Genomic DNA, 26,382 nt, shown 5'->3' with positions numbered 1-26,382 from the left:
CGGGCCTGACCCCCTGTATCTCCGTGACGAGGAAGCGTGCCGTGACCGAGCAGAACGCCGTGCCAGTGGACCCCGCCGACGACCTTCCCGAGCAGATGAAGGTCCGCCGGGAGAAGCGGGACCGGATGCTCGCCGACGGCGTCGAGCCGTACCCGGTCGGATTTCCCCGCACGGCCACCCTGGCGGAGGTGCGGGCCCGTTACGCCGACCTGCCCACCGACACCGCCACCGGCGACCAGACCTCGGTCACCGGTCGGGTGATCTTCGTGCGTAACACCGGCAAGCTCTGCTTCGCGACCCTGCGCGACGGGGACGGCACCGAGCTGCAGGCGATGCTCTCCCTGGATCGGGTCGGGCCGGAACGCCTGGAGGACTGGAAGCGCCTGGTCGACCTCGGTGACCACGTCGGCGTCACCGGCGAGGTGATCACCAGTCGCCGGGGCGAGCTGTCCGTGCTGGCCGAGCGGTGGGAGATGACCGCCAAGTCGCTGCGGCCACTGCCGGTGGCGCACAAGCCGCTCTCCGAGGAGGCGCGGGTCCGCCAGCGCTACGTCGACCTGATCGTCCGGCCGCAGGCCCGGCAGATGGTCCGTACCCGGGCCGCGGCGGTGCGCAGCCTGCGCGATTCGCTGCACGGACAGGGTTTCATCGAGGTGGAAACGCCGATGTTGCAACTGCTGCATGGCGGCGCGGCGGCCCGACCGTTCGTGACTCACAGCAATGCGTTGAGCACTGACCTGTATCTGCGAATCGCTCCGGAACTGTTTCTCAAGCGCGCAGTGGTCGGCGGCGTCGACCGGGTCTTCGAGATCAACCGCAACTTCCGTAATGAGGGTGTCGACTCTTCGCACTCGCCGGAGTTCGCGATGCTGGAGACGTACCAGACGTACGGCGACTACAACACGATGGCCGAGTTGACCCGCAATCTCGTGCAACAGGCGGCGGTCGCGGTCAGCGGCTCGACCGTGGTGACCCACGCCGACGGGCGGGAGTTCGACCTGGGCGGGGAGTGGCGGTCGGTAACCCTGTTCGGGGTGCTTTCCGAGGCACTCGGCGAGGAGGTCACGGTCCGCACCGAACGGTCCCGACTGGTCGAGTACGCGGACAAGGTGGGATTGGCCGTGGACCCGAAGTGGGGCCCGGGCAAGCTGGCCGAGGAACTGTTCGAGGAACTGGTCGTTCCCGGCCTGGAGGCGCCCACCTTCATCCGGGACTACCCGGAGGAGACCAGCCCGCTCACCCGGGCCCACCGTGACGAGCCGGGGCTGGCGGAGAAGTGGGACCTGTACGTGCTCGGGTTCGAGCTGGGCACCGCGTACTCCGAACTGGTCGACCCGGTGGTGCAGCGGGACCGGCTGCTGGCCCAGGCGCAGCTCGCCGCTCGTGGCGACGACGAGGCGATGCGTCTCGACGAGGACTTTCTCCGGGCGATGGAGTACGGAATGCCGCCGGCCGGCGGTATGGGAATGGGAATCGACCGGCTGTTGATGGCCCTGACCGGGCTCGGAATTCGGGAAACGATCCTCTTCCCGTTGGTGCGCCCCGAGTAGTCTCGGCGGCTCGCGTCGGGTCGATACCGCATCCTATTGACGGGGCGAGCAGAGCACGGGTTATTGTGCTCTCGTTAGCAGGAGACCCTGCTCGAAAGGAATGTGGGACGTGGCCAAGCAGATCATTCACAAGCTGGTCGATGACCTGGACGGCGGGGACGCTGACGAGACCGTCAAGTTCGCCCTCGACGGCGTCCAGTACGAGATCGACCTGTCGAGTTCCAACGCCGCGAAATTGCGCGACGCTTTTGCGTCGTACGTGGCCGCCGGCACCAAGGTGGGCCGGGGCGGCGTGGTGATCGGTGGGCGTGCTGCCCGCGGTCGGGGTGGCGCGACCGCTGACCGGGAGCAGAACAAGGCGATCCGGGACTGGGCCAAGAAGGCCGGCAAGGACATCTCGGACCGGGGTCGAATCCCGCAGGAGATCGTCGACGAGTTCCACGCGAAGCGCTGATCCGTCAGCAGCTTGGTGGCCATCGGCCACCGCAGGGCGACACGACGCCGGGCCGGAGCATTCTCCGGGCCGGCGTCGCCGTATCCACGGCCGCCGGCGGGGGTCGTCGGGCCAGCGGAGCGTCCGGGAAGCATTCCCGCCCGCCCGACGTTGTCCACAACCAGTGGAGCAGCTATCCACAGCCTGTGGACAACTTCCCCCAGGGTCGGGCGCGGCGTTCGTCGCCAGCGCTGACCCCCCTCTCGGAGCCTCTCAGGGCCGGGAGAGGGCTTCCGTCGCGCCAGTCGGATTTCGCTCTGCGCGTAGCGACAGGGGTACCGGAACACCTCCTGAGCGCGGACGGTTGTCCAAAACAACGTGGAACCGACCCACACCGGAGACACACGACCTCAGCTGAGTCGGTCAGCGACGATAGAGTAAGGAGGCACGGACGCCCGTCCCGGACGTTCGTGCACCGGCCCCGCCAAGATCTAGACCATCAAGGCGCACGGCACGTGAGGAGCACGAGGGCATGTTCGAGCGGTTCACCGACCGAGCGCGACGGGTTGTCGTCCTGGCCCAAGAAGAGGCCCGGATGCTCAACCACAACTACATCGGTACGGAACACATCCTGCTGGGCCTGATCCACGAAGGTGAAGGCGTCGCGGCAAAGGCCCTGGAGAGCCTCGGCATCTCCCTGGAGGGCGTCCGCCAGCAGGTCGAGGAGATCATCGGCCAGGGCCAGCAGGCGCCGAGCGGGCACATCCCGTTCACGCCTCGGGCCAAGAAGGTGCTGGAGCTGTCGCTGCGCGAGGCGCTGCAGCTCGGCCACAACTACATCGGCACGGAGCACATCCTGCTCGGTCTGATCCGCGAGGGTGAGGGCGTCGCCGCCCAGGTGCTGGTCAAGCTCGGCGCCGACCTCAACCGGGTCCGCCAGCAGGTGATCCAGCTGCTCTCCGGCTACCAGGGCAAGGAGCCGGCCGCCGCTGGCGCCGCGCCGGGTGAGGCCGCGCCGTCGACCAGCCTGGTGCTGGACCAGTTCGGCCGCAACCTGACCCAGGCCGCCCGCGAGGGCAAGCTCGACCCGGTCATCGGGCGCGAGAAGGAAATCGAGCGGGTCATGCAGGTGCTCTCCCGCCGTACCAAGAACAACCCGGTCCTGATCGGTGAGCCCGGCGTCGGTAAGACCGCCGTGGTGGAGGGGCTGTCCCAGAAGATCATCAAGGGCGAGGTGCCCGAGACGCTCAAGGACAAGCAGCTCTACACGCTCGACCTCGGTGCGCTGGTCGCCGGTTCCCGCTACCGCGGTGACTTCGAGGAGCGCCTCAAGAAGGTGCTCAAGGAGATCCGCACCCGCGGCGACATCATCCTGTTCATCGACGAGATCCACACCCTGGTGGGTGCGGGTGCCGCCGAGGGCGCGATCGACGCGGCGAGCATCCTCAAGCCGATGCTGGCCCGTGGTGAGCTGCAGACCATCGGTGCCACCACGCTCGACGAGTACCGCAAGCACCTGGAGAAGGATGCTGCGCTCGAGCGCCGGTTCCAGCCGATCCAGGTGGGCGAGCCGTCGCTGGCGCACACCATCGAGATCCTCAAGGGCCTGCGCGACCGCTACGAGGCCCACCACCGCGTCTCGATCACCGACGCCGCTCTCGTGGCAGCCGCCACGCTGGCCGACCGGTACATCTCCGACCGCTTCCTGCCGGACAAGGCGATCGACCTGATCGACGAGGCTGGCGCCCGGATGCGGATCCGCCGGATGACCGCGCCGCCAGACCTGCGCGACTTCGACGAGCGCATCGCCCAGGTGCGTCGCGACAAGGAGTCCGCGATCGACGCGCAGGACTTCGAGCGCGCCGCCCAGCTGCGCGACAAGGAGAAGCAGCTCCTTGGCCAGAAGGCGCAGCGGGAGAAGGAGTGGAAGGCCGGTGACCTGGACGTCGTCAGCGAGGTCGACGACGAGCAGATCGCCGAGGTGCTCGGCAACTGGACGGGTATCCCGGTCTACAAGCTGACCGAGGAGGAGACCTCGCGCCTGCTGCGCATGGAGGACGAGCTGCACAAGCGCGTCATCGGCCAGGAGGACGCGGTCAAGGCGGTCTCGAAGGCGATCCGGCGTACCCGGGCCGGCCTGAAGGACCCGAAGCGCCCGTCGGGCTCGTTCATCTTCGCCGGCCCGTCCGGCGTGGGTAAGACCGAGCTGTCCAAGGCGCTCGCCGAGTTCCTCTTCGGCAGCGAGGATGCTCTTATCCAGCTGGACATGTCCGAGTTCCACGACCGCTACACGGTCTCCCGGCTGGTGGGTGCCCCTCCCGGCTACGTCGGCTACGACGAGGGCGGGCAGCTGACCGAGAAGGTGCGGCGTCGGCCGTTCTCGGTGGTTCTCTTCGACGAGATCGAGAAGGCCCACCCGGACGTGTTCAACACGCTGCTCCAGATCCTGGAGGACGGTCGGCTCACCGACGGTCAGGGTCGGATCGTGGACTTCAAGAACACGGTCATCATCCTGACCACCAACCTGGGCACCAGGGACGTCGCCAAGGCGGTGTCGCTCGGCTTCCAGGCGTCGGAGGACTCCGAGTCCAACTACGACCGGATGAAGCAGAAGGTCAACGACGAGCTCAAGCAGCACTTCCGGCCTGAGTTCCTCAACCGGATCGACGACACCATCGTCTTCCACCAGCTGCGCCAGAACGAGATCCTCTCGATCGTGGACATCATGATCCAGCGGATCGAGACGCAGCTGCGCAACAAGGACATGGGTCTGGAGCTGACCGACAACGCCAAGAAGTACCTGGCGCTGAAGGGCTTCGACCCGGTGCTCGGTGCCCGTCCTCTGCGTCGCACGATCCAGCGCGACATCGAGGACAACCTCTCCGAGCGGATCCTGTTCAACGAGCTGACCCCGGGTCAGATCGTGGTGGTGGACTGCGAGGGCGACCCGAACGACATCGACAAGTCCAAGCTCGTCTTCCATGGCGCGGACAAGCCGGTCGAGGTTCCGGACGCCGTACCGGCCGATCTCGGCGGCACCGCCGCCGCAGGCGCGGACGAGTAGCAAGACCAGCAGCGAGGGCGGGGCCTCGGTGGCGCAAGCCACCGGGGCCTCGCCTTTTCCGCTGTCCGTCCGCCTCGGCCGGGATCGTTGCGGTGATCGACTCGGTGTCGGCGATGTCGCGGTGTCCTCGCGTCGGTAGGCCCCGATGTCCGCGATATGGAGTCGATCACCGCCGCACGGGCCGGCCCGCGGGTCAGGCAGTGAGGTCGGGGGTGGGCAGGGACGGGCCGTCGCCGACGAGGCGGAAGGAGTCGGCACCGGCGGGTTCCACCAGCCCGTCGTGCACCAGACCGGCCAGGGCACGGGCGCGCTGCACGTCGTCGGTCCAGACCTGGTCCAGCCGCTGGTGCGGGACTGGCCCGGTCGACTCCCGGAGCACCCCGAGCAGCAGCCCGCGTACCTGCCGGTCGGTGCCCGCGTACCGCTGGGGCCGGCGGGTCGGTCCGGTCGGTGCCTCCTGCCCGGAGGCCCGCCACGCGCAGACCGACTCGACCGGGCAGGCCGCGCAGCGTGGTGACCGGGCCGTGCAGATCACCGCACCTAGCTCCATGAAGGCGGCGCTGGCCAGCGCCGCGGCGGCCGGCTCCACCGGCAGCAGCTCCTCCGTGGCGACCAGGTCGGCCGGTCGGGTGACCGGCCCGGCGTCCGGTTCGCCGGCGACCGCCCGGCAGACCACCCGGCGCACGTTGGTGTCGACCACCGGGTGCCGCTGCCCGTACGCGAACGCGGCCACCGCCCGCGCCGTGTACGTGCCGACGCCCGGCAGCGCCAGCAGCTGCTCCAGCCGGTCCGGCACCTGGCCGCCGTGCCGGTCCACGATCGCGACCGCGCACTCCCGCAGCCGGACCGCCCGGCGGGGGTAGCCGAGGCGTCCCCACATCCGGATCGCCTCGGCCGGGCTGTCCGCCGCCAGCGCGGCCGGGTTCGGCCAGCGGGCCAGCCATGCCTGCCAGGCGGGTACCACCCGGACCACCGGCGTCTGCTGGAGCATGACCTCGCTGACCAGGATGGCCCACGGGCTGACGCCGGGTTCGCGCCATGGCAGGTCACGGGCGTGCTGCTGGTACCACCGGCTGACCATGGTGGCGAAATCGGGCTCAGTCATCGCGTCGTCGATGATGTCACGCGGCGCATTCCCGCTGGATGGGCGGCTCGGGCGGGGTGCCACTGCGGCAGCGGACGGATCGGGCAGAATGCGCGGATGAACGAGCTCGCGATCACCGTCATCGGCCGGGACCGGCCGGGCATCGTGGCCGACGTCGCGGAGGTGCTGGCCCGACTGGGCGCGAATCTCACCGACAGCACGATGACCCGGCTGCGGGGGCATTTCGCGATGACCCTCATCTGCACCGGCCCGGCCGCCGCCGACGTCGAGGCCGCGCTGGCACCGCTGGCCGCCGAGGGTCAGCTGTTGGCGACGGTACGCGCGGTCACCCCGGACGCCGAGGTGCCCCCGGTGGGCGAGCCGTACGTGATGGCGGTTCACGGGTCGGACCGGATGGGCATCGTCGCGGCGATGACCCGGGTGCTGGTGGACGCTGGTGGGAACGTCACCGACCTGAGCACCCGGTTGGCCGGCTCGCTCTACGTGGTGCTGGCCGAGGTCGAATTGCCGGCTGGAGTCGCCGACACGTTGATCGGCCGGCTGCACCGTACGGCCACCGAGTTGGGCGTCGAGGTGACCCTCCGGCCGGCGGATCCGGACCTGCTGTGACCGGCGAGCGGAGTGGGGCGGACACCGGCCGGGACGTCGAGACGTACGCCGGCCTGGGCGACTGGACGCCGGATTCGCTGGCAGTGCCGGGCGAGGTGCGGCCGGTGGTGTCGGCCCCGCACCCGGTCTTGAGTCGGGTCGGCGGTGAGGTCGATCCGACCGCCGAGGAGACGGTCCGGCTGGCCGCCGACCTGGTCGCCACGATGCGGGTCTCGCCGGGCTGCGTCGGCCTGGCCGCACCGCAGATCGGGGTGGGTGCCCGGGTCTTCGCTGTTGATGTCACCGGGCATCCGAAGGCGGTCACCGTGCACGGCACCTTCGTGCTCTGCAACGCCCGGGTGGTCGAGGCGACCCGGTGGAAGCCGGGCCGGGAGGGGTGCATGTCGGTGCCGGCCCTGACCGGGGACGTGAAGCGTGCCAGCCGGCTGGTGGTGGAGGGGGACCTGCCGGGCACCGGGGAGCCGATCCGGCTGGTGACCGACGGCTTCGAGGCGCGGGCGTTGCAGCACGAGATCGACCACTGCGCCGGGCTGCTCTTCCTGGACCGGGTGGCCGGCGCGCATGCGGTCTATCAGCGCAAGGTCTACCTCTGATCGGGCACGGGACGATCGACTTGTCCGTCCTTAGTGGACGCGCGGTAGGTCGAGTCGGTGACGTTCCGGCGCGTCGCGCCGGCCTGGCGGGGGCCGCGCCGCTACGGTGGGGGGCATCATGCGTCTGACGGTCGGCCCCCTGCCACCCGCCGTGTACTGGCGGCGTCGTGTCGTCGTACTCGGAGCGGGGCTTCTCTTCCTGATTGTCCTGCTCTATTCCTGCACCGGCTCGGGCCGCTCGGGCGGCAAACCGCAGGCGGGGGCGACTCCGACGTCCGCCGCGACCCCGGGTCCCGGGGGGTCGGTGCTGACACCGCAGACCGGGGCTCCGCCAGCGTCCGGGTCCGCCGATCCTGATACGGGGGAGCCGAGCCCCGAGATCACCAGCAACGTGGTGCCGCCGGATGCGGCCGCCGGATCGGTGGACGACGGCACCTGCACCGACGCGGAGATCAGCGTGACCTCCGTGGCGCAGCCCACCTCGGTGCAGCGCGGGGCGGTGGTCGACCTTCACCTCAAGATCAAGAACACGTCGGACCGGACGTGCAGCCGGAACGTCGGCGCCGATCTCCAGGAGATCTTCATCAAGTCCGGTGCCGAGAAGATCTGGTCGTCGGACACCTGCGGCAAGGTGAAGGGGTCGGACGTGCAGTCCTTCACCCCCAACTTCGAGCGCTCCTACCAGGTGGGCTGGAACGGACGGGACACCACCCGGTGCGACAACAGCGGGCTGGCTGCCGGGCCCTTCCCGCCGGCCGGGACGTACCAGGTGTTCGCCCGGGTCGGCACCAAGTTGAGCGCACCGCTGAAGATCACCATCACCGGCTGAGCCGGGTCAGACGTACCGCTCCAGGATCGATGCCTCGGCGAGCCGGGACAGCCCCTCGCGGACGCCCCGGGCCCGGGCATCACCAACCCCCTCGACGGCCTGCAGGTCCTCCACCGTCGCGCCCAGCAGCCGCTGGAGGCTGCCGAAGTGCACCACGAGGCGGTCGACCACCGGCACCGGCAGTCGGGGCACCTTGGCCAGCAGCCGGAAACCGCGAGGGCTGACGGCGGCGTCCAGTGCGTCCGATGCGGCGGGGTAACCGATCGCCTTGGCCACCGCCACCAGGTCGATCAGCTCGGTCGCGCCGAGCAGATCCAACTCGACCAGCGCCTCGTCCAGGGTGCGGGACTTGCGGCCGACCGGCAGGTAATCCCGGATGACCAGTGTCCGGTCGGCGTCCACGCCGGCCATCAGCTCGTCGAGCTGGAGTGCGAGCAGCCGGCCGTCGGTGCCCAGCTCGACCACATAACCGGCGATCTCGTCGGCGATCCGGCGGACCATCTCCAGCCGCTGCACCACCGCCACCGCGTCCCGCACGGTGACGAGATCCTCGATCTCCAGTGCGGAGAGCGTCCCGGAGACCTCGTCCAGCCGGAGCTTGTAGCGCTCCAGCGTGGCCAGCGCCTGGTTGGCCCGGGAGAGGATGGCCGCCGAGTCGTCGAGCACGTGCCGCTGACCGTTGACGTAGAGACTGATGATGCGCATCGACTGGCTGACCGAGATGACCGGGTAGCCGGTCTGCCGGGCCACCCGCTCGGCGGTGCGGTGCCGGGTGCCGGACTCCTCCGTCGGGATGGACGGGTCGGGCATCAGGTGCACCGCTGCCCGCACGATCCGGGTGCCATCGCTGGAGAGCACCACGGCGCCGTCCATCTTGCACAGCTCCCGCACCCGGGTCGCGGAGAACTCCACGTCCAGCGGGAAGCCGCCGGTGCACAGACCCTCGACGATCTTGTCGTAACCGAGCACGATGAGCGCGCCGGTGCGGCCGCGCAGGATGCGCTCCAACCCGTCGCGCAACGCGGTGCCGGGTGCCATCAGGGCGAGGTTGGCGCGCAGCGGATCCCCGGCGCTCCCGGTGGCACCCGCGGTCACGTTCACGCTGATCGGGCGGGCGGGCGAGCCCATGCCACCGGTGCGGGCGTGAGGCGGCGCGCCGGCAGGCTTGGTGGTATCGCGGTCGATCGGCACGGGCACAGTCTACGGACTGCGGTGCGGTGGGTGCTGTCGTGGTTACTGTGATGTGTCACGATGCCGCCCTTCCAACCGTTTCCCGCTTGCGGCGCGCTGTCCGGTATCGCCCTCCACGTCGACACGGTGGGTCACTCGGCGGACGCGCGGGCCGCATGGTGCAGGGCCGAGCGGACATCGGTGACCTCGGTCACCCGCATCTGCTCAGGGCCGGCACCGGTGCTGGCCGGGCCGCAACCGGGCGGGACCAGGGCCACCTTGAACCCCAGCCGAGCCGCCTCGGCCAGCCGGCGCGGCACCGCCCCGACCCGGCGCACCTCGCCGGTCAGCCCCACCTCACCGATCGCCACCAGGTGCGGCGCGATGGCCAGGTTGAGCCCGCCGGAGGCGACCGCCAACGCGACCGCCAGGTCGGCGGCCGGCTCGACGACCCGGATGCCGCCCACGGTGGCCGCGAAGACCTCCCGGTCATGCAGGGTCAGCCGCTCGGTGCGGCGTTGCAGCACCGCGAGAACCATTGCCAACCGGGCTGAGTCGAGGCCGGAGACGGTGCGTCGGGGTGAGCCGGCCACCGTCGCGCCGATCAGCGCCTGCACCTCGGTGACCAGGGCGCGGCGCCCCTCCATCGCCACGGTCACGCAGGTGCCCGGCACCGGCTCCGAGTAGCGGGTCAGGAACAGCCCGGACGGGTCGGCCAGGCTGCTGATGCCGCCCTCGTGCATCTCGAAGCAGCCCACCTCGTCAGCCGCGCCGAACCGGTTCTTGACGCCGCGCACCAGCCGCAGCGAGGAGTGCTTGTCACCCTCGAAGTGCAGCACCACGTCGACCAGGTGCTCCAGCACCCGGGGCCCGGCCACCTGGCCGTCCTTGGTGACGTGCCCGACCAGCACGGTGGCGATGCCCCGCTCCTTGGCCACCGCGACCAGCGCGGCGGTGACCGCCCGGACCTGGGTCACGCCACCGGGAACCCCCTCGCTGGCGGTGGTCGAGATGGTCTGCACCGAGTCGAGCACCAGCAGGCCGGGCTTGACCGCGTCGAGGTGCCCCAGCACCGCCGCCAGGTCGCTCTCCGCAGCCAGGTAGAGCTGGTCGTGCAGGGTGCCCATCCGCTCGGCGCGCAGCCGCACCTGACTGACCGACTCTTCCCCGCTGACCACCAGCGAGGGGGTGCCGGAGCCGGCGGCCCACTGCTGCGCCACGTCCAGCAGCAGGGTCGACTTGCCCACGCCGGGCTCGCCGGCGAGCAGCACCACCGCGCCCGGGACCAGGCCGCCGCCGAGCACCCGGTCGAGCTCGCTCACCCCGGTGGGCCGGGCGCGGGCCGGCGCGGCGCTGATGGTGGCGATCGGCCGGGCCGGCTCGGCCGGCAGCCGGGAGCTGACCACCCGACCGGAAACCGTCGGACCGGTCACCGTGCTCTCGACCACCGCGCCCCACTCGCCGCACTCCGGGCAGCGCCCGACCCACTTGGGGGGCTGGTGGCCGCAGGCGTCGCACTCGTAGGCCGGACGCGGCTCGCGGGCGGTGGATCGACCGCGGGCGCCACTGGCCGTGCCGCCGCGCGGAGAGGTCGATCGGGAGGTGGTCACATCAGGACGCTAGCCCTCGCGTACGACGAAAACACCCCGGCGTGGTGGTCACCACGCCGGGGTGTTTGTCGATGCCGGGGTTTGGTCAGCCGTGGCCGGAGCCACCCTCTTCCTCACCCTCGTAGCCGCCCTCGCGCTCGATGATCGGCGACGGGGGTGCCGCGGGGGTGAGCGGCACCGCGATCGGCGCGGGGCCGGTCACCGCGTTGCCGTTGCCGAAGTCGAAGGTCACGAAGACGTTCTGGCCGGAGCGCAGCGCCTCGGTCAGGCCGATCAGCCGGAGCTGCGTGGTGGCCTCGGAGTTGAGCTGGAGGTAGCTCAGCGGTGCCAGCTCGATGCGGGCGGGCTCCCCCGGGGTGGAGGGGCTGGCCGAGCCCGACGCCCGCGCCGACTCCGGGGCGGACGGGGTGGCCGAGGACGACCCGGTCTCGGACGGGGTCGCCGAAGGGCTGGCCGAGCCGGACTCGGAGGCCGACGGGCTGGGCGTGCCGGACTCGGAGGCGGACGGGCTGGCGGAGGGCGGCGCCGAGGCGGACGGCGACGCGCTCGCCGAGCCGCCGCTGATCACCACCTCGCGGGCGCTCTCGGTGGTGACGGTGACCGTCACCGTTTCCTTCGAGTCGTTGTAGATCACGGCGTTGAGCGCGGCGTCCTGCCCGGCCCGGTAGCCCTCGACGCCCGGGTACTCGACCAGCAGGCCGCGTACCGCGAAGGCGCCGTTGCCGGCCGAGAGGTTGACGCCCTGGACCGACGGCGCCTTCTTGGCGGTCTCGGCGATCTGGCCGGCGCCGCACCCGGACACCAGCAGGCTGGTGGCCGCCGCAATCCCGGACAGCAGCAGGGCCGCCCGCCGGGATCCCCTGATCGAGCGCGTCACGTCGGTCCTCCTCGTCACGATCCCCACCCGGCCGCACGCCGGGCACGGTGGCCATACCCGCGCAGACCGCGCTCCAGGGTAGTTGGGGCTGATCGAGGCCCGCACGCGGACCCGGCAATGCCACCTCCCCGGGTACCGGTCACACCACCCGACCGCTCGCCACCAGCAGGACCACGTCGATGAGGGCCACCAGCATCACCGCGCGGAAGGCGGCCACCGGCCGCCGGCCGGCCCGGACCGCCGAGCGTCCGGCGTACCAGCTCAGCGGCGGCACCACGGCGGCCGTGCCGATCGCCGCCACCCCGATCGCCGACGGCGGCCCGGGCGGCCCGAGCACCAGGGCCGCGGTTGCCGCGAGCAGCAGCGCGGCCGCGGCCACCCGGCTGCCTGCCGCACCCAGTCGGTGCGGCAGGCCACGCACTCCGGTGCGGGCGTCGTCGGCCAGGTCGGGGAGCACGTTGGCGAAGTGCGCGCCGGCGCCCAGGCAGGCACCTGCCGCCAGCAGCCAGGCCGGCGGGGTCGGCTCACCGGGCAGCGCCAGCACCACGAAGGCGGGCAGCGCGCCGAAGGAGACCGCGTACGGCAGCACCGAGAAGGCGGTGGCCTTGAGCGGCCAGTCGTAGAGCAGCGCGGAGACCAGGGCGACGGTGAGCCAGAACGCTGCCGTGGGGTTGGTGGTCAGCGCCAGCAGCGGGCAGGCCACCGCGGCCGCCGTCGCGGCCCAGGCCGTGGTGCGGCGGCCGACCGCGCCGGCGGCGACCGGCTTGTCGGTACGCCCCACCGTGGCGTCCCGCTCGGCGTCCAGCGCGTCGTTGGTCCAGCCCACGGCGAGCTGGCTGGCCAGCACGGCGAGCACCACCGAGGCGATTCCGGCGGGCCGGTGCCCCACTCCCCAGGCCAGCAGACCGGCCACCGTGGTCACCGCTGCGGCCGGTTCCGGATGGCTCGCCCTGACCAGCCCTAACACCCTCGACGACATAAGGGAAGTCTGGTCGTTACCGAGCAGTCGTGCCACGCTCGGTGCCATGCGAGACGTGGCTGCGGCCGCGGCGTCCACCGGCCCCCGGGTGCTGCCGCGTAACGATCCGCGCCAGTACGACGACCTGGCCGGCGAGTGGTGGCGGCCGGATGGCGCGTTCGCGATGCTGCACTGGCTGGCCGAGGCCCGCGCGGCGATGGTGCCGCCCGCCACCCGCCCCGACGCGCTCCTGGTCGACCTGGGCTGCGGTGCCGGGCTGCTCGCGCCGCACCTGGCCGGCAAGGGATACCGGCACGTCGGCGTCGACCTGACCCGTTCGGCGCTGGTCCAGGCCGCGGAGCACGGGGTACGCGTGCTCCAGGCCGACGTCACCGCGGTCCCGCTCCCCGACGGCTGCGCCGATGTGGTCTCCGCCGGTGAGCTGCTGGAACATGTGCCGGCCTGGCCGCGCGCGGTGGCCGAGGCGTGCCGGCTGCTGCGCCCGGGCGGCGTACTGGTGCTGGACACTCTGAACGACACGGTGCTGGCCCGTCTGGTCGCGGTGCGAATCGCGGAGCGACTGCCGGCGGTGCCGCGCGGCATCCACGATCCACAGTTGTTCGTGGACGCCCACGCGCTGGTGACCGAGTGCGCGCGACACGGTGTCGAGCTGCGGTTGCGCGGCATCCGACCCCAATTTGGTGGCATGCTCGCCTGGCTGCTGCGGCGCGCTCGCGCGTCTCGGACGCCCGGCGCGGCCGCCGGCCGTGCCCCACGCATCGTGCCGACCTGGTCCACCGCAGTGCTGTACCAGGGCCGGGGGGTCCGCAACGGATAGTCGGGCCGTGGCGGGGGTATGGGACGCCGAGGAGGGGGCGATATGACGGTGCACGCGCTGGAGGCGGCCCGCCGGTTGGCGCCGCGGTTCGCCGCGCGAGCGGCGGAGCACGACCGGGACGGCTCCTTTCCGGTCGAGGACTTCCGTGACCTGCGGGAGGCCGGCCTGTTCGGGCTGATGGTGCCCCGGGCGCTGGGTGGCCTGGGCGCCAGCTTCGCCGAGTACGCCGCGGTGGCTACCGAGCTTGCCCGGGGCAACGGCGCCACCGCCCTGGTGTTCAACATGCACGCCTCGGTGACGGGTGCGCTCGGCGCGGTCACCGAGGAGTTGGCCGAGGCGCTGGGTGTGCCGGACGAGGCGCTGGCCGCCCGGGACCGGCTGCTCACCGCCGCGGCGCACGGCTCCTGGTACGCGGTCGCCATGAGTGAGCGCGGCGCGGGTGCACGGCTCTCCCAGCTGAGCACGGTCTACGAGGCGACCGACGAGGGCTGGCACCTCAAGGGCAGCAAGACCTTCTGCTCCGGTGCCGGGCACGCCGATGGCTACCTGGTGGCCGCGCGCAGTTCCGCCGACCAGTCGGTGGTCTCCCAGTTCCTGGTGCCGTCCGGCCCGGACGGGCTGACCGTCGAGCCGACCTGGGACGCGCTCGGCATGCGCGCAACCTCCTCCCATGACCTGCACCTGGACGTCACGGTGCCGGCCGACCGGCTGCTCGGCGGGGTGGAGGGGTTGGCCCTGGTGGTCGCCCAGCTGATGCCCCACTGGCTGGTGGCGAGCTACGCGGCGGTCTACGTCGGGGTGGCCCGGGCGGCGATCGACGCGGCGGCCGAGCATCTCAACGCCCGCAATTTGGCCGGCCTGCCGGCGGTGCGGGCCCGGCTGGGGCGGGCGGACGCGGCGACGGCGGCGGCCCAACTGGTGGTGGCCGAGGCGGCCCGTCGGGTGGACGAGACGCCGGGCGACGCGGAGACCAACCGCTGGGTGTGGCGGGCGAAGCTGCTGGCCGGCACGACGGCCGCCGAGGTGGCGGCGTCGATGCTGGAGGCGGCGGGCACCTCGGCGACCCGGCGCGGCCATCCGTTGGAGCGGCTCTACCGGGACGCCCGCTGTGGCTCACTGCATCCGGCCACCTCGGACGTCTGCGCCGACTGGCTCGGCATCGCCGCGTTGGGCGGAGACCCGGACCGCGACGGATCGGCCCCGCGTTGGTGAGCCGCAGCGGCTCGACTGCCACGGGGGATGGGCCGGGCGGGTGGCCGGCGGGACGGCAAGCGGGAGGACAGCGTCGGACGAGAGGTGGGGATCGTGTCCGTACCAGTGATCGCGGGGCTCGGGACGGCGCAACCGCCGTCCGCTTCACAGGACGAGTTGTGGGAGGGCTTCTTCTCCCGGCACTTCTCCGGCACCACCCGGTCGTTGGCCCAGCGGATCTTCGCGAACTCGGGCGTGACGCGACGGCAGGCGGCGGTCAATCCCCTGCTGGAGGACGCCTCGGACTGGCCGACCGAGCGACGGATGCGCCGCTACCAGGTTGAGGCGCTGCCGCTGGGCAAGGAGGCGGTCGGCCGCGCGTTGACCGCTGCCGGGCTGGGTGCCGGTGACGTCGGTTTGTTCATCGTCTGTTCCTGCACCGGGTACGCCACCCCTGGGCTGGACATCCTGCTCGCCCGGGACCTCGGCATGGCCCCGGACACCCAGCGGATGTTCGTCGGCCACATGGGCTGCTATGCGGCGCTGCCCGGGCTGGGCGCGGCGAGCGACTTCGTCACCGCACGGGGTCGTCCGGCGCTGCTGCTCTGCGCGGAGCTGACCAGCCTGCACATCCAGCCGTCCAGCGCCAGGGTGGACACCCAGCAGATCGTCTCGCACGCACTCTTCTCGGACGCCGCGGTCGCCGCCGTGGTGGTGCCGGGCGGCCCGGGGTACGCGCTGCGCGAGGTCACGGCGGTGACCGACACGTCCACCGCCGACCACATGACCTGGGACGTCACCGACACCGGCTTCCGGATGGGGTTGTCGCCGAAGGTGCCGCAGGTGCTCTCCAGGCATGTCCGTGGGCTGGTCGACGACCTGTTGGCCCGGCATGGCACCACCGGCTCCGAGGTGGACGGTTGGGCGGTGCACCCGGGCGGGCCGCGGATCCTCAACGTGGTCGAGCGGGAGTTGGCCCTGCCGCCGCAGGCGTTGGCAGCGTCCCGGGCGACGCTCGACGAGCACGGCAACTGCTCGTCTCCTACCGTGCTGCTGATCCTGGACCGATTGAGCCGCGCGACGTCGGCGCCTCGACGGATCGTCATGCTGGCGTTCGGTCCCGGCCTCACCCTGTACGCCGCCCTGCTGGATCGACAGGGCTGAGCGTCCCGCAGTCCGGCCGGTACGCTCGCCGCATGGATTCGGAGGCGGATGATCGGCTGCGGTCGGCGGTGCTGGCCGGGGTGGCCCTGGCTGCCCTGGCCGTCGGCGGTTGGTGGTGGCGGGCCGCTGCTCCCGCCCCGACGGCTGGTCCGGCGACGGCCGCTCCGACCGCTGGGCCGACCGTCAGCACGGCACTGGACCGCGTCATGGCCAGCGGTGTGCCGGGTGAGGGGGTGACGGCGCTGGTGGATCCCGAGACGGGCGAGGCCACCGAGGTGCGACGCGCGCCGGGGGTGTCGATCGACCCGGAGACGGGCTGGATCACCGACATCGACGGTGATTCGGGCGAGTTCTTCTTCCAGGGGGACGCGTCGGGTGGGCTGCCCCGGTTCAGCGAGACGATCTGGCGGGAGCGGGCGACGCTGACCCCGGGGCAGCCCGTGACCCGGCAGTCCGCCGACGACGGCGCCCGCTATCTGCTCCAGTACCGGTGCACCGGGCCGGGTGCCATGCTGCTGGTGATCACCGGCGCCCAGATCGCCGGGTCGCCCCGGGTCGACTGCGACGGCACGGTCAGCGTCAGCGAGGTGGACGCCACCGGCGGGCTGATCCGGGTGTCGCTGTCGACGGCGGGGGAGCAGCCGGTCGAGGTCGAGGCGCAACTGGCCGCGCTGCCCTGACCGTGGGTGCACCGGTCCCGGCAACCCGTCCGTCCGGCGACGGACGGCCCCGTCAGGCGGCGAGGGCGGTCAGGTCCGCGCGGTACGCGTCGACCGGGCCCAGCTCGGGCAGCACGCGTGTCACCACGCCGGTTCGGTCGACCAGCAGTGCGGTCGCGGTGCCGGAGCGGGCCGGCTGGCCCACGAACGAGCGCAGGCCGCCGGCGGGATCGGCCAGCGCGCGTGCGTCTCGTCTGGTCGGCGGTGGGGCCGGCACCGTCCGCCCTCCGGTGACGGTGACCACGGCCACCCCGGCGGGCGCCGCCACCACCGCCTCGGCGACCCGGTCCGGGCAGGTGCAGCCGTCCACCAAGATGATCATGGCGGGCAGTAGGCCGCGCAGCGGCACCGGCGCCTGGCCGGCGTCGACCAGGTCCAGTGCGGGCAGCGCCCGCCCGGTGAGGGCGGTGGGTGGTGAGTAGGGAGCGGGGGTCGGGCGGTCGGCGCCGCGGTTGGCTCGCGGCCAGGTGACCGCGAGCAGGCCGGCCAGCGTGGTGAGCAGCGCCACCAGCAGGACCAGCAGCGGCAGGGCCAGGGCCCGGGGGCCGTCACCGGGTTGACCGGCGGCCCGGCGCAGTTCACGGCGGAGTTGGGCCGCCTCGTAGGCGAGCTCGGAGGCATCGTCGGGCACCACGACCCGACCCCACTCGGGTGGCAGGTCGGGCAGGCCGTCGGACGGCCCCTGGCCCTCTGCGTCTGGTTTGCCCATCGGACCCCCTGACAGCGTCTCGAGAGCGGCGTGCGGGTCTGCCTCCAGCGTCCCGCACTGGGGGCACCTCCCGCTAGATCTGGGCGCAGTCCCGCCGGGAGGGATACCATGGGGGAGCGCATAGCCCTTGATCTCGACGTTCTGTTCACCCGTACCGGGAAGTCACCCGTGCGTTACGGAGCGTGTTCAAACCATTGGTTTGACCGCCTGTCAAGCTGAAGCAAGACCTCTCACAGGGCCCCTGAGCTGCGCCAACGGTCAGGACATCGGTGAGACATCGGTGCCTGAGCGTGTTACCCTAGACACAGCGAAAGGGGTTTCGAACCTATGGTTTTCAGTGTCGGCGAGACCGTTGTTTACCCCCACCACGGGGCCGCACTCATCGAGGCAATCGAGACTCGGGTCATCAAGGGCGAGCCCAAGCAGTACCTCGTCCTGAGGGTCGCTCAGGGTGACCTGACGGTCCGGGTGCCGGCCGAGAACGCCGAGATCGTGGGTGTGCGCGAGGTGGTCGGCGAAGAGGGCCTCGGCCTTGTCTTCGACGTTCTTCGGGCTCCGCACACCGAGGAGCCGACCAACTGGTCGCGGCGTTACAAGGCCAACCTGGAAAAGCTGGCCTCCGGAAACCCGCTGAAGGTCGCCGAGGTCGTCCGTGACCTGTGGCGCCGGGAGCGGGAGCGGGGCCTTTCCGCGGGTGAGAAGCGGATGCTCGCCAAGGCCCGTGACATTCTCGTCGGCGAGGTCGCGCTGGCGGAGAAGAGCACCAAGGACGAGGCGGAGATGCTGCTCGACAAGGTGCTCACCGAGGCCTAGTCCGCACAGCATCGTCGTACCCACTTCGTAGCGAAGAAACCACCGAGGACCGTGACGTGACCGCGCAGCTCAATCCGCGCGGTGACGTCGCGGTCCTCGTTCCTGCGGCGGGTGCCGGCGTACGGCTCGGCCCCGGCCGACCCAAGGCGCTGCGCCTGCTCGCTGGCGAGTCGTTGCTGGTGCATGCCGTGCGCCGGCTGGCCGCAGCGCCCTCGGTGCACACGATCGTGGTGGCCGCGCCGGCCACCGAGGTGTCGGCCGTACGCGAGCTGCTCGCTCCGGTGGCGCCGGTGACCGTGGTGCCCGGCGGCGCGGAGCGGCAGGCGTCGGTGGCCGCCGCGCTGGCCGCGGTGCCCGCCGGCCCGGCGATCATCCTGGTGCACGACGCCGCCCGGGCGCTCACCCCGCCGGAGCTGGTCGAATCCGTCGCGGCGGCGGTCCGCGAGGGGCGGGACGCGGTGATCCCGGTGCTGCCGGTCGTCGACACGATCAAGGAGGTCGGCGCCGGCGAGGTGGTGCTCGGCACCGTCGACCGGTCCGCCCTGCGCGCGGTGCAGACCCCGCAGGGTTTCCGCCGGTCCGTGCTCACCGCCGCGCACGCCGCGGCCGGCGATCCGCTCACCGACGACGCCGGTCTGGTCGAGAAGCAGGGCGTCACGGTGAGCTGCGTGCCGGGCTCGGAGTACGCGCTGAAGATCACCCGTCCGTTCGACCTGGCGCTGGCGGAGCACCTGCTGGCCGCCGCCAGTTGACGCGTACCCTCTGATCATGATCGTTCCCCGGGTGGCCGTCGGCACCGACGTGCACGCGTTCGCGCCCGACCGGCCGTGCTGGGTGGCCGGCCTGCTGTGGCCCGATCAGGACGGCCTGGCCGGGCACTCGGACGCCGACGTGGCCGCGCACGCCGCCTGCAACGCACTGCTCTCCGCCGCCGGTCTCGGCGATCTCGGCTCCACCTTCGGGGTGGGCCAGCCGGAGTGGGCCGGCGCGTCCGGGGTGGCCCTGCTGACCGAGACGGCCCGCCGGGTCCGGGCTGCCGGCCTGGCCATCGGCAACGTGTCCGTGCAGATCGTCGGCAACCGCCCCAAGATCGGCCCGCGCCGCGAGGAGGCCCAGCGGGTGCTCTCCGCCGCCGTCGGAGCCCCGGTCACCGTCTCCGCCGCCACCACCGACGGGTTGGGCTTCACCGGCCGCGGTGAGGGGCTGGCCGGTATCGCGGTGGCCCTGGTGTACGACGCCCCGGCCACCTAGGCTCGCCGCGATGTCCAGCGACCCCGCCCCCGACCGGTCCGCCGCCGACGGCTATCTCCAGCGGGCCCAACTCCTCGCCGAGCTCGGCCGCCACGACGAAGCGGCCGGGGAGCTGACCTACGGGCTCGCCCTCCAGCCCGACGACCCCGACGCGCTCACCATGCTGGCCCGGGTGCACCTGGCGGCCGGCCGGCCGGCTGATGCGCTCACCGCCGCCGACGCGGCCGTGGCCGCCGCACCGGAGGCGCTCCCACCGCTGGTTGCCAGGGGCATGGCGCTGGCCGATCTGGAGCGCTACCCCGAGTCGGCCGCCACCGCCGACCGGATCCTCGCGCTCGGCCCGGCGGACGCGTACGCCCAGCGCAGTGCGGCGGCGATCCTGGCCGGCGCGCGCAACGGCCAGCCGGCGCTGAACGCGGCCTGGCGCGGGGTCGAGCTGGCCCCGGAGGAACCGCAGGCCCACCTGGTGCTCGGCCTGGTCGCCGCCCGGCTGGAGTTGTTCGACCTGGCCGAGCGGGCCTACCGGGAGGCGTTGCGGCTCGACCCGCGCCTCGCCGAGGCCCGGCACGACGTGGGTGTCATCCGGCTGGAGCAGCGCCGCTGGTCGGAGGCGCTGGAGCACCTTGCCGAGGCGGCCACGATCAGCCCGAAACGGATGGACTCGGGGCGGACGATCGCCTACGGCCTGCACCGCCTGGTGCTCTACGGCGCCGGCTGGTCGTTGGTGGCCGCGGTGCTGGTGGCGTTCGCGGCCTCGGCGAGCGACGGGTTCTCCCGTGTCCTGGCGGTGCTCGCCGCCCTCACCGGCGGGGTCGTGGTCTGGCAGCTCGCGGCCCGGCTGCCGGGGCTGACGCGGACCGTCCTACCCGAACTGCTGCATTCGGACCGGACGCTCGCCCTGGCGATCTACGCGGTGGCCGCCGCGCCGGTGCTGCTGCTGGTGTACGCGGTGGTCGGCTCGCCGTGGCCGCTGGTGCTGGCCATCGCCGCCACCGCGGTCGCCGAGTTCGCCATCTTCACCCGCACCGCCATTCGCTGACCGCCAGCTCAACGAGCGGCGACTAGGCCCGACGCGCCCAGGTCCAGGCGTAGCCGTCGTCCTCGCAGCTGCGGGCCGCGTCGCAGAGGTCCAGCGGGCGGAAGGTGTCGACCATGACGGCCAGTTCGTCGAAGTAGTCCGCGCCGATGGAGCGCTCGGCGGCACCCGGCTGGGGGCCGTGCGTGAAGCCGGACGGGTGCAGTGAGATCGAGCCCTGCTCGATGCCGGAGCCGCGCCGGGCCTCGTAGTTGCCGCCGGTGTAGAAGAGCATCTCGTCGGAGTCGACGTTGTGGTGGTTGTACGGCACCGGGATCGAGTCCGGGTGGTAGTCGACCTTGCGGGGCACGAACGAGCAGATGACGAAGTTGGGGCCCTGGAAGGTCTGGTGCACCGGCGGGGGCTGGTGGATCCGGCCGGTGATCGGCTCGAAGTCGTGGATGGAGAACGCCCACGGGTAGAGGTGCCCGTCCCAGCCCACCACGTCGAACGGGTGGTGGGCGTAGACGTAACGGGTCCAACCACGCCGGTGGCGGACCAGCACCTCCGCCTCCTCGCCGTCGACGAGCAGCGGGGCGTCGGGGCCGCGGACGTCGCGCTCGCAGTACGGCGAGTGCTCCAGGAACTGGCCGCGTACCGAGAGGTAGCGCTTGGGCGGGCCGATGTGCCCGGCCGCCTCGATGGTGAGCAGCCGGACGGGCTGCTCGCCGGTGGGCACCAGCCGGTGGATGGTCGAGGTGGGGATGACGACGTAGTCCCCGGCGACCGCGTCCAGCACGCCGAACGGGGACTCGACCCGCAGCGAGCCCGACTCGACGTAGAGGCAGTGGTCGCCGGTGGCATCGCGGAACAGCGGCGAGGGCCGGTCGGCGAGCACGTAACCGATCCGCACGTCGTCGTTGGCGAGCAGGTACTGCCGGCCGAGGATTGGGTCGGCACCGCCGGTGTCGAGCTTGTGGGTGCGCAGGTGGCGCGGCTTGAGCGGCAGGTTCGGCGTCCGGGCGAAATCCGGTGGGGCGAACTCGTCGGCGGCCAGGATCGCGGTGGGCGCGTGCCGGTGGTAGAGCAGGGACGAGTCGGAGGAGAAACCCTCCTGGCCCATCAGCTCCTCGGCGTAGAGGCTGCCGTCGGGCTGGCGGAACTGGGTGTGGCGCTTGCGCGGCACCTCGCCGACGCTGCGGTAGTACGGCATCTCGCCTCCCATATGTCCCGTTCACCGGCCGGGGGCGTCCGATTATCGGACGCGGTTGTCCGTTCCTTGTAGCGTCCCGTACATTCTTGTTCCGTGTCAACGCAGGTGCCCGCACTCCTCGACGGCCTGGTGGACGACGCCGCCGTCTTCCCTCCGGGCAGCGCGGCGCTGCCCGATGCGCTGGCCGCCCACCGCCGGCATCGCACCGCCTGGTACGCCGACCTGGTCGGCCCGCTGCTGGTCCCGGCCTCGACCATTGCCGCAGGGGATCTGAGCGGTCTCGTCGACCCGGCCGAGGGTCTGGTGGTCGGCGTGATCGGTGACACCGGGATCGGGGGCCTGCCCTTCGCGCTCTCGTTCCTGGCACCGGACGGCGTCACCGCCCGCCAGGTCGAGGTGGCGGTCGCCAGGCGTGGCGAGGACCCACTGCCCGGCATCACCGAGCTGCGCCGGCTGACCGGCACCATGCCGGGCGTCGAGGCCGTCTACGCCGAGCTGCCGCTGACCTTCGGCCTGATGGGTGCGCTGGACGCGCTCGCCGCCGCTCGGGACGACGGGGTGCCGGTCGCGGCCAAGTTCCGCACCGGCGGGCTGGCCGCCGAACTCTTCCCGACCCCGGCCGAGCTGGCCGCGGTGATCTGCGCCTGCCGGGACCGGAACCTGCCGTTCAAGCTCACCGCCGGGCTGCACCAGGCGGTCCGGCACCTCGACCCGGAAACCGGCTTCACCCACCACGGGTACGCGAACGTGCTGGCCGCGACGCTGGCGGCCGCCGAGGGTGACGGCGTGGGCGCGGTCGCCGAGCTGCTGACCGTGGTCGACCCGCGCCCGCTGCTGGAGCGCACGGACGGGCGGCTGGAAGTGCCCCGCCCGCTCTGGGTCGGCTTCGGCTCGTGCAGCATCCTGGAACCACTGACCGATCTGATCCGGCTGGGGCTGGTGAACGGGGGCTACGACGCATGACCTGGGTGACCGGCGCTGACGGTTCGCCGTACGGGGTGACGAACCTGCCGTACGGGGTTTTCCGGCAGGACGGGGGCCGGCCGCGGATCGGCGTGCGGATCGGGTCATGGGTGTTCGACCTGGCCGGGGCGGAGGCCGCCGATCTGGTGCTGGCCGCCGGTGCGCTGGGCCGGCCCACCCTGAACGAGTTCATGGCGCTGGGCCGTCCGCAGTGGACGTCGGTGCGGCAGCGGATCATCGAGCTGCTGACCGACCCGGCACACCGGGCGGCCGTGGAGCCGCTGCTGGTGCCGCTGGACCAGGTGAAGTTGCTGCTTCCCTTCGAGGTGGCCGACTACGTCGACTTCTACTCCTCGGAGCACCACGCGTCCAACGTCGGGCAGATCTTCCGCCCCGGCCAGCCGCCGCTGCTGCCCAACTGGAAGCACCTGCCGATCGGCTACCACGGGCGGGCAGGCACGGTGGTGGTCTCCGGTACGCCGGTGATCCGTCCGAGCGGCCAGCGCGCCTCCGCCGAGGGCCCGGTCACCGGCCCGTCGGTACGCCTCGACATCGAGGCGGAGGTCGGCTTCGTGGTCGGAGTGCCCAGCCGGCTGGGCGCCCGGGTGTCGGTCGACGACTTCGCCGAGCACGTGTTCGGGGTGGTGCTGGTCAACGACTGGTCGGCCCGGGACATCCAGGCCTGGGAGTACCAGCCGCTCGGCCCGTTCCTGGGCAAGTCCTTCGCGACCTCGGTCTCGGCCTGGGTGACGCCGCTGGACGCGCTCGCCGACGCCTTCGTGCCGGCCCCCGACCAGGACCCGCCGGTCGTCGACTACCTGCGTGACGTGCCGCATGCGGGGCTGGACCTCCGGCTGGTGGTCGAGTGGAACGGCGAGCGGGTCAGTGAGCCGCCCTTCGCCACCATGTACTGGACGCCAGCGCAGCAGTTGGCCCACCTCACCGTCAACGGCGCGTCCCTGCGCACCGGCGACCTGTACGCCTCGGGCACCGTCTCCGGCCCGGACCGGGGGCAGGTCGGGTCGTTCCTGGAGCTGACCTGGGGCGGGGCGGAGCCGGTGAAGCTCGGCGACGAGAGCCGCACCTTCCTCGTCGACGGCGACACGGTGACCATCACCGCCACCGCACCCGGCCCGGACGGCACCACCATCGCCCTCGGCGAGGTCACCGGAACGGTCCGTCCGGCCCGCTGAGCCGACCGGGCGTACCGCCCGCTGGACCGGGCCCGGCGGTCGTGTGAACCGGGCCCTCGGTACTGCCGGACCGGGTTGTTCACCCGGTCGGCCGACCGTCTCATTGATGGGACTGGTGATCGCACCGGCTGTGCGATCACCGATCCGCGTTTCCCCGTTGATCGTCGCGGATTCCGTCGCCCCGCCGTGCGGAACGGGCCGGGCACCTGGCCGGCAGCGGTGGGGCATCCCATCGCACACGGAGGTAATGACGATGCACGATTTCGCGGGCGCGGTCTGGCGTACCAGCAGCCGTTCCAATGACCAGGGGCTCTGCGTGGAGGTGGCGGACAACCTGGTCGACGTCCTCGGTCTGTCGCGGTCCGCGACTCCAAGGACCAGTCCGGGCCCACACTGGCCGTGAGCCCGCCGGGGTGGACGGCGTTCATCGGCGCGATCCGGGCTGGTCGCTTCGAACGCTGACCGTCGCCGGGCCGGTCGACGACCGGCGTCGAGCAGCCACCGAAATGGACAGCGTGGCCTCCGGGCGGTGGAAATTCCGTCCCGGAGGCCCCGTCCGGCCCTTACGCCGCGTACCGTCGACGACACGGGAGGGTGGCATGTCGACGGTGGCGGTTACCGGGTTCATCGAGGCGCACGCTGTCGATGTCTGGCGTCTGCTGACCGACCTGCCCGGCCGCGCGGCCCGGCTGACCACCGCCGGCCCGGTCGAGCTGCTCACCCCGGGTCCGTTCGGGCCGGGCACCGCATGGCGTGAGGAGCGTGTCCAGCCGGGCGGCGGCACTCTGACCGAGGAGTTCCTGGTGGTGGAGGCGCTCGCCCCCCACCGGCTGGTGCTCTGCTCATCCGGTGCCGGCGCGGAATACCGGATCACCTGGAGCCTGCGGCAGGTCCAGCGTCGCCGCCGTGGCTGCACGGCGATCACCGTCACCCAGGAGGCGGTGCCGACCGCCCCGTACGGCCGGGTGGTGGCGCTGTTGCTCGGCGGGCTCGCCGCCCGGGCGGTCGAGGTGGCGCTCCGACGTGATCTCGCCGATCTGGCCGTCGCGGCCGGTGCCACCGGTTCCGTCGAAGCCGCCTGACCTCGTTCCGGCCAGCTCGGTCCGTCGATTCCCCCGTCCCGGGCGGCGGCGGCGATCACCCCGCCTGACCACGCCCAGCACGGCGTGACCTGACCGGGGTCCGGCCGGTTCCGCTGGGTAGGGTGCCGGGCGGAGGTGGGGCATGGGGTTCCCGAAGGGCCGACGACGGCTGGTGGCGGCGGTCGCGGCGCTGCTCGCCACTGCGGTGGTCGCGGTCATCGTCCACCGGGTGCTCGCGCCGGCCGAGGTGAGCACGGTGGCCCGGGGTGCGTACCCGGCCGCGGCCCAGCCACCCGTCGGGGTGGTCGGTCGGCTGCCGGTCGCCCCGTTGGTCGTGGACGCCCGGCTGCGGGTGTACGCCGCGCACCGTCAGGTCTATGCCGACCGGCCGGTCGACGGCCGGCACCGGACCACCCCGTACTGGTCGTACCGGCGCTGGCCGGCGGAGTTGACCGGGGTGGTGGCCAGCGGCAGCACGGTGGTCAGCCGCTGGTCCGACGGCCGGCTGGTCGCGCTCGACGCACCGACCGGCCGGGTGCTGTGGAGGGCCGACGGCCCGGTGCCCGCCGAGAGCGGGGCGGTGGTCCGGCGTACCGGGGCGACCACCGTCTGGGACCCGCGCGGGCTCTACGTCACCGACCTGGCGGACGGCCGGACGGTGCTGGTGGTCACCAGCGACACCCAGGCGCGCGGTGTGGAGTTGGCCGGCGGCCGTGAGCTGTGGAGGGTCGACCTGCCTGGGCGCTGCCGCAGCGACGTCGGCACCGCCGTGTCCGGGCAGCTGATCGGCCTGGACAGCTGCGCCGGCCCGGCCACGGTCGAGTTCCGGGACGCGGCGACCGGTGCGGTGCGCGACCGCTGGCGCCCGTCGGGTGCCCCGGACGGGTTGCTGGTGACCCCACTCGGATGCCGCACCGGACGGTCTGACTGCCCGGCCCTGCGGACCGCCGGGCCGGGCGACGCGGGTGGCCGGGGTTGGCTGCTGGGCGCCAGCGAGCCGACCGCCGCCCTCGCGCTGGACCCGACCGGAGCAACCCTCATCGGTGAGCAGGCTGTCGCCGTGCTCGACGGGGTGGCGGTGGGCCGGTCGGCACGGTCGGGCGAAGAGCTGTGGCGGTTCGAGGGTCTGGGGACGACGGCCCGGGTGCTCGCCGTCCAACCCGGGCGTGTGCACCTGCTGACCGAGGCGAACGACCTGGTGACGCTGGATCCGGTGACCGGTACGCAGCTCTCCCGCTTCTCGCTCAACGTCGGCTCGGACGGTACGGGCTGGGCGCCCGGAGCGGTGGCGGCGGCGGACGGCTACCTCGCGGTGGAGCGGCTCCGCGAGCCGGTCGATCCGGACGGGGACGACCAGCGGTACTACCTGACCGCCGAGGCGGTGATCCTGGCCGCCACCTGATCGTGGCGAGTCGGCCCTCCGGCCTCGCCGG

The 26,382-nt window shown here is 72.4% G+C and carries 25 protein-coding genes and 1 pseudogene; 19 read left to right on the top strand and 7 right to left on the bottom strand.

Annotated features, from left to right (window positions below; genetic code table 11):
• Positions 1–41 precede the first annotated feature (41 nt).
• From lysS to OG470_RS04835, 3 genes are all read left to right on the top strand, one after another.
• Positions 42–1,550 carry a lysine--tRNA ligase gene (gene lysS, locus OG470_RS04845; RefSeq protein ID WP_328421180.1) on the top strand — a complete coding sequence of 503 codons (1,509 nt, stop codon included), beginning with the start codon at positions 42–44 and terminating at the stop codon, positions 1,548–1,550.
• A gap of 109 nt (positions 1,551–1,659) precedes the next feature.
• A complete protein-coding gene (locus tag OG470_RS04840) occupies positions 1,660–2,004 on the top strand; it encodes a histone-like nucleoid-structuring protein Lsr2 (protein WP_328421179.1) in 345 nt (114 codons plus the stop codon).
• Between the two features lie 511 nt (positions 2,005–2,515).
• The gene (locus OG470_RS04835) at positions 2,516–5,047 is read left to right on the top strand and encodes an ATP-dependent Clp protease ATP-binding subunit (protein WP_328421177.1); all 2,532 of its coding nucleotides are present in this window, start codon (positions 2,516–2,518) and stop codon (positions 5,045–5,047) included.
• Positions 5,048–5,240: 193 nt separating this feature from the next.
• Here OG470_RS04835 and OG470_RS04830 read toward each other — a convergent pair whose 3' ends face one another.
• Positions 5,241–6,152: an A/G-specific adenine glycosylase gene (locus OG470_RS04830; RefSeq protein ID WP_328421175.1), complete on the bottom strand. Its 912-nt coding sequence runs from the start codon at positions 6,150–6,152 to the stop codon at positions 5,241–5,243.
• A 96-nt stretch (positions 6,153–6,248) separates the two neighbouring features.
• Between OG470_RS04830 and OG470_RS04825 the strand changes: the two genes are divergently transcribed.
• From OG470_RS04825 to OG470_RS04815, 3 genes are all read left to right on the top strand, one after another.
• Entirely contained in the window at positions 6,249–6,761 is a 513-nt protein-coding gene (locus tag OG470_RS04825) for a glycine cleavage system protein R (protein ID WP_328421173.1), read from the top strand.
• On the top strand, positions 6,758–7,354 hold the full coding sequence (locus OG470_RS04820; RefSeq protein ID WP_328421171.1) for a peptide deformylase: 597 nt from the start codon (positions 6,758–6,760) through the stop codon (positions 7,352–7,354). The genes OG470_RS04825 and OG470_RS04820 overlap by 4 nt, the downstream gene beginning before the upstream one ends.
• Before the next feature lie 118 nt (positions 7,355–7,472).
• A complete protein-coding gene (locus OG470_RS04815) occupies positions 7,473–8,183 on the top strand; it encodes a hypothetical protein (protein ID WP_328421169.1) in 711 nt (236 codons plus the stop codon).
• Between the two features lie 6 nt (positions 8,184–8,189).
• Here the strand turns inward: OG470_RS04815 and disA are convergent, their stop codons facing one another.
• The 4 genes from disA to OG470_RS04795 all read right to left on the bottom strand — a co-directional run bounded on the left by disA (position 8,190) and on the right by OG470_RS04795 (position 12,819).
• Positions 8,190–9,374: a DNA integrity scanning diadenylate cyclase DisA gene (gene disA / locus OG470_RS04810; RefSeq protein ID WP_328421167.1), complete on the bottom strand. Its 1,185-nt coding sequence runs from the start codon at positions 9,372–9,374 to the stop codon at positions 8,190–8,192.
• A gap of 131 nt (positions 9,375–9,505) precedes the next feature.
• Entirely contained in the window at positions 9,506–10,963 is a 1,458-nt protein-coding gene (gene radA / locus OG470_RS04805) for a DNA repair protein RadA (protein WP_328421164.1), read from the bottom strand.
• A gap of 85 nt (positions 10,964–11,048) precedes the next feature.
• Positions 11,049–11,840, bottom strand: a complete 792-nt coding sequence (locus OG470_RS04800; RefSeq protein ID WP_328421162.1) for a hypothetical protein — start codon at positions 11,838–11,840, stop codon at positions 11,049–11,051.
• 139 nt (positions 11,841–11,979) lie between these two features.
• On the bottom strand, positions 11,980–12,819 hold the full coding sequence (locus OG470_RS04795; RefSeq protein WP_328421160.1) for a UbiA family prenyltransferase: 840 nt from the start codon (positions 12,817–12,819) through the stop codon (positions 11,980–11,982).
• 46 nt (positions 12,820–12,865) lie between these two features.
• On the opposite strand from OG470_RS04795, the gene OG470_RS04790 reads away from it, so the two are divergent.
• The 4 genes from OG470_RS04790 (at position 12,866) to OG470_RS04775 (ending at position 16,671) form a co-directional block, all read left to right on the top strand.
• Positions 12,866–13,636, top strand: coding sequence for a class I SAM-dependent methyltransferase (locus tag OG470_RS04790; RefSeq protein ID WP_328421158.1), 771 nt, complete (start codon positions 12,866–12,868; stop codon positions 13,634–13,636).
• Positions 13,637–13,678: 42 nt separating this feature from the next.
• Positions 13,679–14,848: an acyl-CoA dehydrogenase family protein gene (locus OG470_RS04785; protein WP_328421156.1), complete on the top strand. Its 1,170-nt coding sequence runs from the start codon at positions 13,679–13,681 to the stop codon at positions 14,846–14,848.
• 84 nt (positions 14,849–14,932) lie between these two features.
• Positions 14,933–15,991, top strand: a complete 1,059-nt coding sequence (locus OG470_RS04780; protein WP_328421154.1) for a type III polyketide synthase — start codon at positions 14,933–14,935, stop codon at positions 15,989–15,991.
• A 32-nt stretch (positions 15,992–16,023) separates the two neighbouring features.
• Positions 16,024–16,671: a hypothetical protein gene (locus OG470_RS04775; protein WP_328421152.1), complete on the top strand. Its 648-nt coding sequence runs from the start codon at positions 16,024–16,026 to the stop codon at positions 16,669–16,671.
• A 52-nt stretch (positions 16,672–16,723) separates the two neighbouring features.
• Here OG470_RS04775 and OG470_RS04770 read toward each other — a convergent pair whose 3' ends face one another.
• Positions 16,724–17,419, bottom strand: coding sequence for a hypothetical protein (locus tag OG470_RS04770; protein ID WP_328421150.1), 696 nt, complete (start codon positions 17,417–17,419; stop codon positions 16,724–16,726).
• A gap of 327 nt (positions 17,420–17,746) precedes the next feature.
• Between OG470_RS04770 and OG470_RS04765 the strand changes: the two genes are divergently transcribed.
• Genes OG470_RS04765 through OG470_RS04750 form a run of 4 tightly spaced genes read left to right on the top strand, consistent with a single transcriptional unit; the run spans position 17,747 to position 20,522 of the window.
• Positions 17,747–18,232 carry a CarD family transcriptional regulator gene (locus tag OG470_RS04765; protein ID WP_328421148.1) on the top strand — a complete coding sequence of 162 codons (486 nt, stop codon included), beginning with the start codon at positions 17,747–17,749 and terminating at the stop codon, positions 18,230–18,232.
• A gap of 56 nt (positions 18,233–18,288) precedes the next feature.
• Complete coding sequence (gene ispD, locus OG470_RS04760; protein ID WP_328421146.1) at positions 18,289–18,984, top strand: 2-C-methyl-D-erythritol 4-phosphate cytidylyltransferase; 696 nt, start codon at positions 18,289–18,291, stop codon at positions 18,982–18,984.
• A 13-nt stretch (positions 18,985–18,997) separates the two neighbouring features.
• Positions 18,998–19,483 (top strand): 2-C-methyl-D-erythritol 2,4-cyclodiphosphate synthase, encoded by a 486-nt coding sequence (gene ispF / locus OG470_RS04755; protein ID WP_328426137.1) that lies wholly within the window; start codon positions 18,998–19,000, stop codon positions 19,481–19,483.
• 10 nt (positions 19,484–19,493) lie between these two features.
• Entirely contained in the window at positions 19,494–20,522 is a 1,029-nt protein-coding gene (locus tag OG470_RS04750; protein WP_328421144.1) for a tetratricopeptide repeat protein, read from the top strand.
• Positions 20,523–20,544: 22 nt separating this feature from the next.
• Here OG470_RS04750 and OG470_RS04745 read toward each other — a convergent pair whose 3' ends face one another.
• A complete protein-coding gene (locus OG470_RS04745; RefSeq protein ID WP_328421142.1) occupies positions 20,545–21,711 on the bottom strand; it encodes a homogentisate 1,2-dioxygenase in 1,167 nt (388 codons plus the stop codon).
• Between the two features lie 93 nt (positions 21,712–21,804).
• Here OG470_RS04745 and OG470_RS04740 point away from each other — a divergent pair, with 93 nt between their 5' ends.
• The 5 genes and pseudogenes from OG470_RS04740 to OG470_RS04720 all read left to right on the top strand — a co-directional run bounded on the left by OG470_RS04740 (position 21,805) and on the right by OG470_RS04720 (position 26,351).
• Positions 21,805–22,674 carry a hypothetical protein gene (locus OG470_RS04740; protein ID WP_328421140.1) on the top strand — a complete coding sequence of 290 codons (870 nt, stop codon included), beginning with the start codon at positions 21,805–21,807 and terminating at the stop codon, positions 22,672–22,674.
• Positions 22,671–23,867 carry a fumarylacetoacetase gene (gene fahA / locus OG470_RS04735; RefSeq protein WP_328421138.1) on the top strand — a complete coding sequence of 399 codons (1,197 nt, stop codon included), beginning with the start codon at positions 22,671–22,673 and terminating at the stop codon, positions 23,865–23,867. The genes OG470_RS04740 and fahA overlap by 4 nt, the downstream gene beginning before the upstream one ends.
• Before the next feature lie 253 nt (positions 23,868–24,120).
• A pseudogene (locus OG470_RS04730) lies at positions 24,121–24,329 on the top strand (DUF397 domain-containing protein).
• 137 nt (positions 24,330–24,466) lie between these two features.
• Positions 24,467–24,949: an SRPBCC family protein gene (locus tag OG470_RS04725; protein ID WP_328421136.1), complete on the top strand. Its 483-nt coding sequence runs from the start codon at positions 24,467–24,469 to the stop codon at positions 24,947–24,949.
• 142 nt (positions 24,950–25,091) lie between these two features.
• Positions 25,092–26,351 carry an outer membrane protein assembly factor BamB family protein gene (locus OG470_RS04720; RefSeq protein WP_328421134.1) on the top strand — a complete coding sequence of 420 codons (1,260 nt, stop codon included), beginning with the start codon at positions 25,092–25,094 and terminating at the stop codon, positions 26,349–26,351.
• The last annotated feature ends 31 nt before the right edge of the window (positions 26,352–26,382 follow it).

Source organism: Micromonospora sp. NBC_00389, assembly GCF_036059255.1.
GTDB lineage: Bacteria > Actinomycetota > Actinomycetes > Mycobacteriales > Micromonosporaceae > Micromonospora.
The sequence above is the reverse complement of the archived record's forward strand: the minus strand, read 5'-3'. Positions and strand labels throughout refer to the sequence as shown.

What these genes read in the sequence shown, in the direction of transcription:
- OG470_RS04835 (WP_328421177.1), top strand. Translation starts at nt 2,516, where the DNA reads ATGTTCGAGCGGTTCACCGACCGAGCGCGACGGGTTGTCGTCCTGGCC.
- OG470_RS04830 (WP_328421175.1), bottom strand. Translation starts at nt 6,152, where the DNA reads ATGACTGAGCCCGATTTCGCCACCATGGTCAGCCGGTGGTACCAGCAG.
- OG470_RS04825 (WP_328421173.1), top strand. Translation starts at nt 6,249, where the DNA reads ATGAACGAGCTCGCGATCACCGTCATCGGCCGGGACCGGCCGGGCATC.
- OG470_RS04815 (WP_328421169.1), top strand. Translation starts at nt 7,473, where the DNA reads ATGCGTCTGACGGTCGGCCCCCTGCCACCCGCCGTGTACTGGCGGCGT.
- OG470_RS04795 (WP_328421160.1), bottom strand. Translation starts at nt 12,819, where the DNA reads ATGTCGTCGAGGGTGTTAGGGCTGGTCAGGGCGAGCCATCCGGAACCG.
- OG470_RS04790 (WP_328421158.1), top strand. Translation starts at nt 12,866, where the DNA reads ATGCGAGACGTGGCTGCGGCCGCGGCGTCCACCGGCCCCCGGGTGCTG.
- OG470_RS04785 (WP_328421156.1), top strand. Translation starts at nt 13,679, where the DNA reads ATGACGGTGCACGCGCTGGAGGCGGCCCGCCGGTTGGCGCCGCGGTTC.
- OG470_RS04775 (WP_328421152.1), top strand. Translation starts at nt 16,024, where the DNA reads ATGGATTCGGAGGCGGATGATCGGCTGCGGTCGGCGGTGCTGGCCGGG.
- OG470_RS04770 (WP_328421150.1), bottom strand. Translation starts at nt 17,419, where the DNA reads ATGGGCAAACCAGACGCAGAGGGCCAGGGGCCGTCCGACGGCCTGCCC.
- OG470_RS04765 (WP_328421148.1), top strand. Translation starts at nt 17,747, where the DNA reads ATGGTTTTCAGTGTCGGCGAGACCGTTGTTTACCCCCACCACGGGGCC.
- OG470_RS04750 (WP_328421144.1), top strand. Translation starts at nt 19,494, where the DNA reads ATGTCCAGCGACCCCGCCCCCGACCGGTCCGCCGCCGACGGCTATCTC.
- OG470_RS04745 (WP_328421142.1), bottom strand. Translation starts at nt 21,711, where the DNA reads ATGCCGTACTACCGCAGCGTCGGCGAGGTGCCGCGCAAGCGCCACACC.
- fahA (WP_328421138.1), top strand. Translation starts at nt 22,671, where the DNA reads ATGACCTGGGTGACCGGCGCTGACGGTTCGCCGTACGGGGTGACGAAC.
- OG470_RS04725 (WP_328421136.1), top strand. Translation starts at nt 24,467, where the DNA reads ATGTCGACGGTGGCGGTTACCGGGTTCATCGAGGCGCACGCTGTCGAT.
- OG470_RS04720 (WP_328421134.1), top strand. Translation starts at nt 25,092, where the DNA reads ATGGGGTTCCCGAAGGGCCGACGACGGCTGGTGGCGGCGGTCGCGGCG.